Source organism: Pontibacter chitinilyticus (genome assembly GCF_039748935.1).
Taxonomy (GTDB): Bacteria; Bacteroidota; Bacteroidia; order Cytophagales; family Hymenobacteraceae; genus Pontibacter; species Pontibacter chitinilyticus.
Genome location: NZ_JBDIZJ010000002.1, coordinates 202,292 through 214,555 on the forward strand (window position 1 = coordinate 202,292; position 12,264 = coordinate 214,555).

The 12,264-nt window shown below is 50.2% G+C and carries 16 protein-coding genes; all 16 read left to right on the top strand.

Annotated features, from left to right (window positions below; all coding sequences use genetic code 11):
- Positions 1-168 precede the first annotated feature (168 nt).
- The 16 genes from ccsA (ABDW72_RS04490) (at position 169) to purN (ending at position 12,256) form a co-directional block, all read left to right on the top strand.
- Positions 169-834, top strand: a complete 666-nt coding sequence (gene ccsA / locus ABDW72_RS04490) for a cytochrome c biogenesis protein CcsA (RefSeq protein ID WP_347157264.1) — start codon at positions 169-171, stop codon at positions 832-834.
- Positions 821-1,099: a CcmD family protein gene (locus ABDW72_RS04495; RefSeq protein WP_347157265.1), complete on the top strand. Its 279-nt coding sequence runs from the start codon at positions 821-823 to the stop codon at positions 1,097-1,099. The genes ccsA (ABDW72_RS04490) and ABDW72_RS04495 overlap by 14 nt, the downstream gene beginning before the upstream one ends.
- Before the next feature lie 93 nt (positions 1,100-1,192).
- Entirely contained in the window at positions 1,193-1,615 is a 423-nt protein-coding gene (locus tag ABDW72_RS04500; RefSeq protein WP_347157266.1) for a cytochrome c maturation protein CcmE domain-containing protein, read from the top strand.
- A gap of 85 nt (positions 1,616-1,700) precedes the next feature.
- Positions 1,701-4,304 carry a cytochrome c biogenesis protein CcsA gene (gene ccsA / locus ABDW72_RS04505; RefSeq protein WP_347157267.1) on the top strand — a complete coding sequence of 868 codons (2,604 nt, stop codon included), beginning with the start codon at positions 1,701-1,703 and terminating at the stop codon, positions 4,302-4,304.
- An 83-nt stretch (positions 4,305-4,387) separates the two neighbouring features.
- Positions 4,388-5,608 (top strand): glycosyltransferase, encoded by a 1,221-nt coding sequence (locus tag ABDW72_RS04510; RefSeq protein ID WP_347157268.1) that lies wholly within the window; start codon positions 4,388-4,390, stop codon positions 5,606-5,608.
- Positions 5,605-6,387: a Rossmann-like and DUF2520 domain-containing protein gene (locus tag ABDW72_RS04515; RefSeq protein WP_347157269.1), complete on the top strand. Its 783-nt coding sequence runs from the start codon at positions 5,605-5,607 to the stop codon at positions 6,385-6,387. The genes ABDW72_RS04510 and ABDW72_RS04515 overlap by 4 nt, the downstream gene beginning before the upstream one ends.
- Before the next feature lie 95 nt (positions 6,388-6,482).
- Positions 6,483-6,812: a 2Fe-2S iron-sulfur cluster-binding protein gene (locus ABDW72_RS04520; RefSeq protein ID WP_347157270.1), complete on the top strand. Its 330-nt coding sequence runs from the start codon at positions 6,483-6,485 to the stop codon at positions 6,810-6,812.
- 73 nt (positions 6,813-6,885) lie between these two features.
- Complete coding sequence (gene iscX, locus ABDW72_RS04525; RefSeq protein ID WP_347157271.1) at positions 6,886-7,128, top strand: Fe-S cluster assembly protein IscX; 243 nt, start codon at positions 6,886-6,888, stop codon at positions 7,126-7,128.
- Positions 7,129-7,330: 202 nt separating this feature from the next.
- Positions 7,331-7,828, top strand: coding sequence for a KdsC family phosphatase (locus ABDW72_RS04530; RefSeq protein ID WP_347157272.1), 498 nt, complete (start codon positions 7,331-7,333; stop codon positions 7,826-7,828).
- A 118-nt stretch (positions 7,829-7,946) separates the two neighbouring features.
- A complete protein-coding gene (locus ABDW72_RS04535) occupies positions 7,947-8,141 on the top strand; it encodes a cold-shock protein (RefSeq protein WP_347157273.1) in 195 nt (64 codons plus the stop codon).
- Between the two features lie 118 nt (positions 8,142-8,259).
- Positions 8,260-9,105 carry a geranylgeranylglycerol-phosphate geranylgeranyltransferase gene (locus ABDW72_RS04540; RefSeq protein WP_347157274.1) on the top strand — a complete coding sequence of 282 codons (846 nt, stop codon included), beginning with the start codon at positions 8,260-8,262 and terminating at the stop codon, positions 9,103-9,105.
- A gap of 66 nt (positions 9,106-9,171) precedes the next feature.
- On the top strand, positions 9,172-9,594 hold the full coding sequence (locus ABDW72_RS04545; RefSeq protein ID WP_347157275.1) for a Fur family transcriptional regulator: 423 nt from the start codon (positions 9,172-9,174) through the stop codon (positions 9,592-9,594).
- 130 nt (positions 9,595-9,724) lie between these two features.
- Positions 9,725-10,219: a PaaI family thioesterase gene (locus tag ABDW72_RS04550; RefSeq protein WP_347157276.1), complete on the top strand. Its 495-nt coding sequence runs from the start codon at positions 9,725-9,727 to the stop codon at positions 10,217-10,219.
- Between the two features lie 65 nt (positions 10,220-10,284).
- The gene (locus ABDW72_RS04555; RefSeq protein WP_347157277.1) at positions 10,285-11,109 is read left to right on the top strand and encodes a Cof-type HAD-IIB family hydrolase; all 825 of its coding nucleotides are present in this window, start codon (positions 10,285-10,287) and stop codon (positions 11,107-11,109) included.
- 30 nt (positions 11,110-11,139) lie between these two features.
- On the top strand, positions 11,140-11,523 hold the full coding sequence (locus ABDW72_RS04560; protein ID WP_347157278.1) for an SRPBCC domain-containing protein: 384 nt from the start codon (positions 11,140-11,142) through the stop codon (positions 11,521-11,523).
- A gap of 127 nt (positions 11,524-11,650) precedes the next feature.
- Positions 11,651-12,256: a phosphoribosylglycinamide formyltransferase gene (gene purN, locus ABDW72_RS04565; protein WP_347157279.1), complete on the top strand. Its 606-nt coding sequence runs from the start codon at positions 11,651-11,653 to the stop codon at positions 12,254-12,256.
- The last annotated feature ends 8 nt before the right edge of the window (positions 12,257-12,264 follow it).

Sequence of the window (12,264 nt, forward strand, 5' to 3'; positions counted from 1 at the left end):
AAGTGGCTATACATTGTATGGCGCACCAGAAACCGCATTAGCACGCAATAATTTAAAGCGCTTTGCGGTGACAAATTCAGTGCTGAAACTGTTATAGGGTATAGCGTTTGACAAGTATAAGTTAACCATAGTATCGGAGGCGCAACCTCTGAGTGTTAAGTATAAAACATGAAGAATAACTGGTGGAAAGTATTGGCCGTTTTGCTGCTGATGTTTACCGTAGTCGCTGGTCTGCTGGAGGAAGTTCCCCGGTTGGCTATTCTCAACGAAACCATCCGGAACCTGTTTTTCCACGTGCCAATGTGGTTTGGGATGATCATTATCCTGATGGTATCGGTGGTATACTCCGTCAAGTACCTCCGCAACCCTACTATCAAGAATGATACAGTTGCTTACGAAGCAGCTAAAGTAGGCATTCTGTTTGGCGTGCTGGGCATTATTACCGGCATGGAATGGGCCCGGTTTACCTGGGGCGAGTTCTGGAGCAACGACCCCAAGCAGAACGGCGCGGCTATTGGCCTGCTGATCTACTTTGCGTATCTGGTGCTGCGCAGCTCTTTTGCCGAGCAACAGCAACGCGCCCGCATTAGTGCCGTGTACAACATCTTCGCATTCTTCGCCCTTATTCCGCTGCTGTTCATTTTGCCGCGCCTCACCGATTCGCTGCACCCCGGCAACGGCGGCAACCCCGGCTTTAACTCCTACGATCTTGACAACCGCCTCCGCATGGTGTTTTACCCGGCCGTAATTGGCTGGACGCTACTGGGCGTGTGGATCGTGAACGTGAAAGCAAGATTAGAATTACTCAGACAACGCCTATATGAAACTGTTTAAAATACTCGCTTTGTGGTGCTTTATACTTTGCGCCACCGCCGGCATGCAACCTGTGCAGGCACAGCAAATGACAGCAACCGAGTTCTCGGCTACCAACCAGGACAACGTGGAAATGGCCGATACCCTGCGCCAGGACGGCAAGATTTACGTGGTGGTTGCCGTGCTCACCACCATTATGGCCGGCCTTGTGGTATACTTAGTTACGATAGACCGCAAAGTGAGTAAGCTGGAAAAACAGCTGAAAGACAATTACGTGCACCCCTGATCACCAAGTATAAAAATAGCCTTTCAGATGGACTTTTCTTGTCCGTAATCGTGTTAGGCAAACAAAGTACGCATACCTATACTTTATAGAGAGATGAAAAAGTCACACATCATCGGAATCGTCATCATCGGCCTGGCTATCATGATCATCATGTCTACCGCCGGCGATGCCAGTACCTATGTTTCATTTGGCGAAGCCATTGAGCGCGCGCACGACGGCGACAACAGCAAAGTACACGTGGTAGGCCGCTTGAAAAAGGATGCGCAGGGCCATATTGAGAACATGCAATACGATCCGCTGGTAGACCCGAACTACTTCTCCTTTACCCTGGTGGATACTAACCGGGTGGAGCAGCGTGTAGTATACTTCAATCCCAAGCCGCAGGACTTTGAGCGCTCAGAACAAGTAGTGATTACCGGCAACATGCAGAAAAATGTATTTGTAGCTGATAAGATCCTGCTCAAGTGCCCGTCCAAGTATGTGGAAAAAGATATCAACCAAACAGCAAGCCTTTAAATTAGTTAAGAGTTAGTGAGTTAGAAAGTTAAAGAGTCATTTAACTTTCTAACTCACTAACTCCCCAACTTTCTAACTCAATACGATGATAAATACGCTGATCGGGAACATTGGCCATACCAGTGTGATTGTAGCGTTTGTGGCGGCCATTGTGTCCTCGCTGGCTTACTTTATGGCGGCGCGCCCGCAGGTAGAAGCAAGCGGCGATAAAAGCTGGCGCAACATGGCACGCGCCGCTTTTTACGTGCACGGCGCTGCTGTACTGATGATCATCTTCAGCCTTTTCAACATCATTTACGAACACCGCTACGAATATTATTACGCCTGGAGCCACTCCTCTAACCACCTGCCCATCCACTTCATGATCTCCTGTTTCTGGGAAGGCCAGGAAGGCTCTTTCCTGCTGTGGATCTTCTGGCACGTGATGCTGGGCGTGGCCATGATCAACCTGGGTGCCAAAAAACGTAAAGAATGGGAAGCGCCGGTGATGGCGGTATTCTCTTTTGTACAGCTGTTTCTCACTTCCATGATCCTGGGCGTGGTGATCGGTGACGTTAAGATCGGCTCCTCCCCTTTCATCCTGATGCGTGACTTTATGGCCAATGCGCCGGTATTCCAGATGGACCCGAACTATGTGCCGAAAGATGGCACCGGCCTGAACCCGCTGCTGCAGAATTACTGGATGGTGATTCACCCGCCGACGCTGTTCCTGGGCTTTGCCGCTACGCTGGTGCCGTTTGCCTTCGCCATAGCCGGCCTTTGGAAGGGCAAATTCACCGAGTGGATTAAACCTGCGCTGCCGTGGGCACATTTTGCCGGCGTTACCCTGGGTGTGGGTATTGTAATGGGCGCCTACTGGGCCTATGAAACACTGAACTTCGGTGGCTACTGGAACTGGGACCCCGTGGAGAACGCAGTTTACATTCCGTGGCTGGTGCTGGTAGGTTCTATCCATACTATGGTGGCCTTCCGCCGCAGCAAGCAGGGCCTGCGTGCCAGCTTTATACTTGTCATCACCACTTTCCTGCTGGTGCTTTACGCTACGTTCCTTACCCGAAGCGGTATCTTGGGTAACGCCTCCGTGCACTCATTCACCGACTTAGGCCTATCTGGACAGCTGTTTACCTACCTGGCCGCTTTTGTTGTGCTGGCAGTAGGGCTGCTGGTGTATAACTGGAAGAAGATTCCGGTGACGGAGAAAGAACTGACGACTTATAATGGTGAGTTCTGGATTTTTATTGGAGCAGCGGTGCTTTGCCTGGCTTCGTTCCAAGTGGTAGCTACGACCTCTATTCCTGTCTATAACTCCTTTATGGGATTTATCGGCATTGAGACGAATGCTGCCTTGCCTGCTGACCAGATCGCACACTATACCAAGTTCCAGTTGTGGGCTGGCCTGGCAGTGGCGTTGCTCTCGGGCATCGGGCAGCTGCTGTGGTGGCGCAAGGTTGATAAATCAAGCTTTTTAGATGCTATTACGATGCCGGGTATGCTGACACTGCTTTTCTCCAGCCTTATCATCATCTTGTCAAACCGGTTCGATATTCTGCCGTTTAAACTAGACAATCCGGTATACATCGCCTTGCTGGTGGCCTCGCTTTTCTCTATCTTCGCGAACCTGAGCATTATACTTGGGTTGATCCACAAAAAAGTGACGCTGTCTGGCGGCGCTGTGTCACACATTGGCATTGCGCTGATGCTGATTGGCATCCTCTTCTCTTCCGGCTATTCCAAGATCATTTCGCAAAATACTTCCGGGCTGATGTACTCCCGCGAGTTTCCGGATGAGGTGAACCGCGATAACGTGCTGCTGTGGCGCAACCAGGCCGTGGACATGGACAAGTATAGTGTCAGCTACCGCGGCAAGTTCCTGAAAGTGATGGATGTGCCGGGCTACGTGAACCAGGAAATCCTGTTCCGCACAGCCGACGACTACAAAGCCATTGCCCGCGCCGACATCAAAGTAAAAGACAAGGTATACTATAAAACCGGTGATACACTGGCACTGGACGCGCCGGAGAACACCTATTATGAGATCGAGTATAAAGACCGCGCCTCGGGCAAAAACTTCCTGCTGTACCCGCGTGCGCAGGTAAACCCGAATATGGGCTTGCTGGCCTCACCTGACATCAAGAGCTTCGTAGACCGCGACCTGTATACGCATGTGTCTTCTATCGCTCCGGAAGAGAAAGAGTGGAGCGCCATGAAAGAGTATGAAATTGCCATGGGCGATACGGTGATTCTGAACGATTACATTGCTGTATTCCATGGTGTAGAAATGGTGAACAAGGTGCCGGGCGTAGAATTGAAGCAAGGTGATGTGGCCGTGCAGGCGGACATGCAGATTCTGGGAGAACGCGAAAAATACCACGCCCACCCGCTGCTTATCTTTAAAGACGGGATGGCAGGTTATTACCCCGAGGAAATTGGAGACCTGGGCATGCGTATTACGCTCCTGAACATCGACCCAGCCAAAGAAACCTTTAAAATCGGTGTAAATACTACCCAGCGCGAGTGGGTTATCCTGAAGGCCATGGAGAAGCCCTTCGTCAACATCCTTTGGATCGGTACGATGATTATGGCAATCGGCTTTATCATGGCGATCACACGCCGCAGTAAGGATGCTGCTCCAGTACCAGCCAGCCCGAACGCAAAGCAAAACCGGAAACGTCGCGCACAGGCTGTGTAGCCTCCGCTCACTTGACAACAAAAAAGCCTTTGCTACTTGTGCAGAGGCTTTTTTGTTTAACTTCGTTTTGTATTAAGCAGCTTATGAACATTTTTGTTATCCCTTCCTGGTATCCCTCGGCAGATTATCCGATCAGTGGCAGCTTTGTAAAAGAGCAGGCAGCGGCACTCTGCAAAGCCTATCCCGACATAAATGTAGGAGTAAGCATTTGGGGCCAGCAGGATGAAAAATATTTACTATGGGCTAAAGACCATTTTAAAAACATCGGGAAAATCACATCTGCATCGCATGTTCCTTACAAAAAGCAGTTATTGTCTAATTTTACAGAATACTATTGCAATACCTTTACGTGGTCACGCAGCTTTTTACATGGCAACAGTAAAGCTATCATACAAGCCAACCTGCGAAATTTAAAAGCTTTTGAGGCAGATTATGGACCGGTTGACTTGCTGCATGGGCATTTAAGCCCCTATGCTGGCAATATTATTCAAAAGGTTTCAGAAGCGACAGGCATTCCTTTTTGTTTAACGGAACATAATCCGCCTTCTCCATGCCCGAATGTGACTACCTCAGGCGGGCAGTTGAAAGAGAAGTATAGTACCCATTATCAAAATGCCGCTGCCACTATTGCTATTAGCCTTCAATCTGCTATGTTGATGAAACAGCAAGGAGTAAAGAGGATAAGGCTTATTCCAAACCACTTAGATGAAAGGTTGTTTAAACCATTTTGCTCTACAGCTCCTCTACAACCATTTACGTTTTTAACAATTGCTCAACTTTCTACCTTAAAAGGAATTGCTGTTTTGCTCAAGGCTATTGACATATTTGCCGAGCACATCCCTGAAACTAAATTTCTAGTAAATATAGCAGGTGATGGAGACAAAGTTACATATGCAGCAATTGCTAAAGAACTTGGAATAGAAGACAAGGTTGTGTGGCTTGGAAAAATAACACGACAGGAAGCACTTGAGCAACATCAGCGTAATGATGTATTTATTTTACCCAGCCTGATTGAGAATCTACCTGTTGTGCTGCTTGAAGCCATTGCCTGCGGCAAACCCATTATCGCTACAAAGTGTGGCGGGCCGGAGAGTATCGTAACATCGCAGAATGGCCTTTTGGTAGAAAAAAATGACCCTGAAGGACTTGCGCAGGCAATGCTGTATATGATGAACAATTACGATAAGTATGATCGCCACGTAATCCGGCAGGATTTCCTTGACCGGTTTTCCTCGCAGGCGGTGCTGCCCCAGTTGGTGCAGCTTTACCAAGATAGCATACACAAGCACAAAGCTAAAAAATGAAAGTAGCGTTTATTGGGGCAGGTAATGTGGCATGGCATCTGGCACAGGCATTAGCCAGCGCTGGCCATGAGGTTACAGCCATTTACAGCCGCAGCAAAAGCTCCCGCGAAGAGTTAGCCAAAGCACTTCCCAAAGCGGTGCCCACAGCCTCGCTTGCTGAGTTGACAAGTATAAAGCCCGATAGTATACTGATTGCAGTGCCGGATGCGGCCATTGCCGAGGTGGCACGGCAGTTACAGGTACAGCCGGGTACGCTGGTGGCGCATACTTCCGGTTCGCAGCCTATGGCCCTGCTGGCAGGTATAGCCGGGGCACGGATCGGAGTGCTATATCCGCTGCAAACATTTTCCAAAGCCAAGCCTATCGATTTTGAAACCGTCCCGCTGCTGCTGGAGGCGCAGGACGCACAAACCAGGCAACATTTACAGCAATTGGCCGCAAGTATAAGCCGGCAGGTGCAACAGGTGGGTTCGGAAGCTCGCAAGCAACTGCACCTGGCTGCGGTATTCGCCTGCAATTTCACCAATCACCTGCTTGGCATAAGTTACGAATTGCTCCAGGAAGCTAAGCTACCGACAGATCTGCTTCAGCCACTTATCCGCGAAACGGTTGCCAAAGCCCTGCTCTACCCGCCATTCAGCGTGCAGACTGGGCCAGCTGTGCGCCATGATGCGAACGTCATTGCGGAGCAGTTCCAGATGCTGGCGCCCCAATCACGTTACCAGGAGATCTATGAACTACTTACCCGCAGTATTCAGGCGATCTCCCCGCAGCCATAGGTACTAGGCAAGCAGGTAGCCGTTTTACACCAGCGAGCCGCAGCACTTTGATTCAGAAGGCAGGCTTTGTAACTTGCAGGCTAAACTGAATTCAAATGAAAGTTGTCAATATAACCTTTAAGTTTGCGGATGGCGCACCCGACAAATCGCACCCGGCGGTGGAAGGCGAGTCGGTGCTGGACGTGGCTTTAAACAACAACATACAACTACAGCACAACTGCGGTGGCGTATGCGGCTGCAGCACCTGCCATGTATACATTGAGGCCGGCATGGATGACCTGCCCGAGATCTCGGACAAAGAGGAAGATTACATCGACCGTGCCGTGGATCCGCGCATTAACTCCCGCCTGGGTTGCCAATGTGTGGTGCAGGGCAATGAGGATATTGTAGTTACCATTCCGGAGCAGGACTTCCTGGGCCACTAACTATTTGTGAGCAACAGGTTATATATCAGCTACTCCTGCTGCTACCTATAACCGTAACTAATGTAAGATTATTATGACCAAGAGCTACGAGCCACCCATCCACTGGAACGACCACGAAGACATTGCTATGGCACTTTACGAAAAATTTGGCGATGACTTTACCGAATCAAAAATATACCGCATCCGCTTTACCGAACTGCTGGATTGGGTGCTATCGCTGCCTAATTTTGAGGGTACCCGCGAAGAAGCGAATGAAGGGCACCTGGAGCAAATCCAAGCCGCCTGGGTATATGAGTGGCGCGACAACCAGGACTAAGCTTTCCCGCATCCGTCCAAAGTTTTACCTATATTTAAGAGGTCCTTTGCTGCAAAGGGCCTTTTTCCATTCAAGCTAAAAGCTGGCGCACTGTGGTAAGTATAGCACGTTAGCCGGCAGCCCTTCAGTTACCGCACTTATACTTATACTTATACTTGCAGCGTAAAACCCGTTTGTTCAGTAATCCTTTGCTTAATTTGCTATGTCGATCACGCAACCAGACCTTTCTAAGATTAACACCTTTATTTTTGATGTAGACGGTGTTCTGACAGACGGCCTCCTCTACTGCTTTGCCGATGGCGAGCAGGTACGGGCCTTCAACATTAAAGATGGCTTTGCTATCCGGCATGCCATCCGGCAAGGCTACCGGGTGGCCATTATCTCCGGCAAAAATGAGCCTGGTGTGCGCAAGCGCCTGGAGCAGCTTGATATAGAAGATATCTTTTTAGGGGCTGAAGATAAAGTGGATGTGCTGGAAGATTACCTGTATATGCAGGGCATTCACCCGGCTACTGTCGCGTATATGGGGGATGATATGCCTGACCTGGAGGTGATGCAGCGCTGCGGTTTGCGCGCCTGCCCTGCCGATGCCGCCGCTGATATTCAGGAGATCAGCACCTTTATCGCTACTAAAAAAGGCGGCAAAGGCGCTGTGCGGGAGCTGATAGAGCAGATCATGAAAGCACAGGACACTTGGTAAAATTATGAAGTACTAATTTTCTCCCATTTGATATAAAATTTCTTTTAATATACTCTTGTGTATATAGTTTATAATTTTTAGATTACCGGAGATTTATTACAAATAATTATTCATTTTTATGAAAACAGGAAAAGTAAAGTTTTTTATTGAGTCTAAAGGCTTTGGATTTATTACTGAAGACGAGACGAATGAAGATTTCTTTGTGCATGTTACCGGTCTTAACGGCGTAGAAATCCAGCAACACGACCGCGTAGTGTTCGATACGCAGGAAGGTAAAAAAGGAATTAACGCTGTAAACGTGAAAAGAATCTGATCTAAGTATACTTTACCGTTACAGAAAGAAGCTCCTGCACCCGCGGGGGCTTTTTTTATACCTTGTCTTTTCGGTTCGCTGCCGTAACTTTATACTTTTAAATCCTACTCCCTGTTTTGTGAAAGCCTACCTGCGCCTCATTCGCTTCCCGAACCTGATCCTGATCGTGTTAAGCCAGGCGCTGGTGCAAGCTTGCCTGCTGGCGGCGGGCGTGAACTGGGCCATGATACTACGGCCGGGCTTTCTTGTGCTTACCATGTCTACAGTTTTGATTGCGGCAGCCGGGTACATCATCAACGATTACTATGATGTCAAGATCGACGCCATCAACAAACCGGACCGGATGCTGGTGGGCAAAGCCATTCGCCGTCGCCCGGCCATGTTTGCACACATGGTGCTCTCTGCTATCGGCGTTGTGGCCGGTGCGCTGCTATCCATATCTGTCGGGTTGATCAATCTGGGAGCTGTGCTGCTGCTCTGGGGCTACTCGGCGCGCCTTAAAAAGCTGCTGCTGATTGGCAACAGCGCCATTGCACTACTCGCTGCCTCGATGCTGCTGGTGGTAGCCGTGTACAACCACTCCCTGAACAAAATAACGCTCAGCTATGCTTTCTTTGCCTTCCTGATATCGCTGATACGGGAGATCATCAAAGACATGGAAGATGTAAAAGGCGACGCTTCTTTCGACTGTCGTACCTTGCCTATTGTGGTGGGCCTTCGTAAAACCAAGCTGGTGCTATACCCGCTGCTGGCCCTTTTTCTGGCGTTCCTGCTGGTGGTGGTGTTTCACCCTGCCACAAATCTGCTGTTCGACGGGTATATGCTTGTTTTTGTGTTGCTGCCCAGCATTTGGCTGCTGCTGCTGCTGGTGCGCGCCGACCGCCGCCGCGACTTTACCTTTCTTAGCAACCTGAACAAGGTAATTATGCTGATGGGTATCCTTTCGATGCTGCTGTTTGGATAGCCATTGCTGCCACCGGCTGCTATATAGTTGCATCTTAGCGCACATTTATTCAATTTGGGCCTGAATATGAATCACGTACAAACCATACTGCATACATATGGACTCCGGAAAACCGGCTGCCGGCAGGATGTGCTGGGGCTGTTTCTGGCCAACCCTTTTGCGCTGGCCCATGCTGACCTGGAGCGGCTTTTAGGAGAGCGCTACGACCGCGTGACGCTTTACCGCACCTTGTATGCGTTTGAGGAACAGGGATTGCTGCACAGCATTAATGATGTGAGCGGGGCCGTGAAGTATGCCCTTTGCCAGGAAGCCTGCAGTCCGCACCAGCACCACGACAACCACATTCATTTTAACTGCACCTCCTGCGGGCAGACCTTCTGCCTGAACGATGTGGCCATACCGCCGTTACCGCTTCCCGAAGGTTACCAGGTCAACAGCCTGCACTTCTCTGCGCAGGGCATCTGCAAAGCCTGTGCGCAGCACGCCTGAAGCTATCGCTCGATTATAGTATAACTACGCCCTACGGCACCTGCTTGCACACCGGGGTATACTTTATAGTCCGTAGCTGCCATACTTCCGGCAGCTTTCTCAAAGTCTGACATTTAAACTGCTGTTGCTTATGCTGCATAAATCTGCCGAGGATTTCCGGAAGCTGGTTGCCTCGCCCACTAAGTTCCGCCTGTTCCTGCTTTCCCGCTTGCCAATGGCCTACCTGGCTGGGCTGCGGGTTACAGCATTAACCGGCGAACAGGCTACCGTGCGCATTCCTTACAAATACCTCAACAAAAACCCATTTGGCTCTATTTACTTTGCTTGTTTAAGTATGGCTGCCGAACTCTCTACGGGGGTGCTCTGCATGCTGCACATACATCAATCAAACCCCGCAGTTTCAATGCTGGTGGTGCACATGGAAGCAGACTTTACGAAGAAAGCTGTTGGCAGAATTACGTTTACCTGTGCCGACGGGGAACGCATACGACATGCCATAGAACAGGCAAAAGCTACCGGCGAAGGCGTAACGGTAACAGCTACCAGCATAGGCCAGGATGAAAAGGGCGAGCAGGTGGCGACGTTCCGCTATACCTGGTCGTTCAAAGCGAAGCAGGTACGCTGACGATCGTTGCCATTCGGTATTTATACTTGTAACTTGCGCCCTTTACATATGACCTATACTTCTGCATGAACTTCCGCGCTATTTGTACCGATATAGATGGCACCTTGCTAAACAGGGAACGGCAGCTGTCGCCACGTACCATTGCTACTGTGAAGCAACTGGGCAGTGAAGTACCCGTTATCCTGGCTTCCTCGCGTATGCCGGCCGCCATGCGCCACCTGCAGCAGGAACTGGGCATTCTGCACCACCCGCTCATCTGTTTTAACGGCGGCTATGTTATTTGCTACGAAGGAGACAATCCTGAACCCTTGCAACTCGATTCGGTGCAGATTCCGGCAGCAGTTTGTGAAGCAATTTTTATGCTGACGCAAGGCACAGACATTCATGTGAGCCTCTACCAGCAGGACAACTGGTATGCCCCGCAGCTGGACTGTTGGGCTGAAAAGGAACAAATGGTAACCAAAGTATCGCCAGAAATCACATCGCTGCTGCCTATACTTGCCCGCTGGCAACAAGACAAAACAGGAGCTCACAAAGTGATGTGCATGGGGCCTGCTCACGAAATAGAAGCACTGCAGCAGCAACTAAACCAGCATTACGCTGACCAGGTGCACGCTTATCGCTCCAAAGATACGTACCTCGAAATTGCTCCGCGCGCTATTTCCAAAGCGACGGCACTGGAGCTGCTCCTACAGGAACGCCTGGGCATATCGCTGCAGCAGACCATGGCCTTCGGTGATAACTATAACGACATTGACATGCTGCAGGCTGTTGGCATGGGGATAGCCGTTGGCAATGCCCGCGAGGAGGTGAAAGCCGTAGCCGATGCCATTACACTTCCCAGTGTGGCAGACGGCGTAGCGGTCGCAATAGAAAAATACTGGAAATAAAGTATGACCTTTGCCGTATAAACACGCTGTATGAAAGACTTTAAAAAATACTTCACGATCCCTGCCTCACCCGAAGAGGTATACATTGCCCTAACCAACCCTTACACCATTCAGCTGTGGTCAGGCGACAAAGCGGAGATGTCGACAGAGCCGGAGTCGGAATTCTCGCTGTGGGACGGCAGCATTGTAGGCAAGAACCTGGAGTTTGAGGAAGGCAAAAAGATCGTACAACAGTGGTATTTCGGGGAACAGCCGGAGCCTTCTATTGTCACCATCAAACTGCACCCGCACAAAGAGGGCACCTCGGCAGAGCTACGCCACACCAACATACCCGACCAGGATTATCAGGATATTACCGAGGGCTGGACAGATGCCTACTTCGGCGCACTCATAGACTTTTATGAGGGAGAATGAGTAGAGGCGCTGCGATACAGTGCTGTGCAGCGCACATGTGGGAGCGGCTTTAAGATATTCTATACTAGTCGCGCTGGCTTCTACAGCCAAACCCGCTATATTTGCAGCCTGACGACAAGCCTATACTTTGGAAGAGCCAGTTAAGAAGAATATAGTCATTTTTGCTTCCGGTTCGGGGAGCAACGCCCAGCGCCTGCTGGAGTATTTTGAGCACCACCCCACCATTTGCGTGGCCGCTTTGTTCTCTAACAACCCGAACGCGTACGCCCTTCAACGAGCCGAGACCTTCCACGTCCCGGCTCTTTTATTTTCAAGAGAAGCGTTTTACAAAACCGATACTGTGCTGGAGCAGGTGCAGCAATTTAACCCTGACCTGATCGTGCTGGCTGGCTTTCTGTGGCTGGTGCCACAAAACCTGCTGCAGGCCTATCCGGATAAAATTATCAACATACACCCTGCTTTGCTGCCCCGTTATGGCGGCAAAGGCATGCACGGCCTGCACGTACACAGCGCCGTAGTACAGGCCGGCGACAAGGAATCAGGCATTACGATTCACCGCATCAACGAAGAGTACGACAAGGGCGAGTTTATACTTCAGGAGCGCTGCCCAGTGCTGCCTACCGACACGCCCGAGGAACTAGCCGCCCGTGTGCTGCAATTAGAGCATCAGTACCTGCCATTGGTGGTGGAGCAATTGCTTAGCAAACAAGAAGAACCCAAAAACAACTCATAAGCTATACC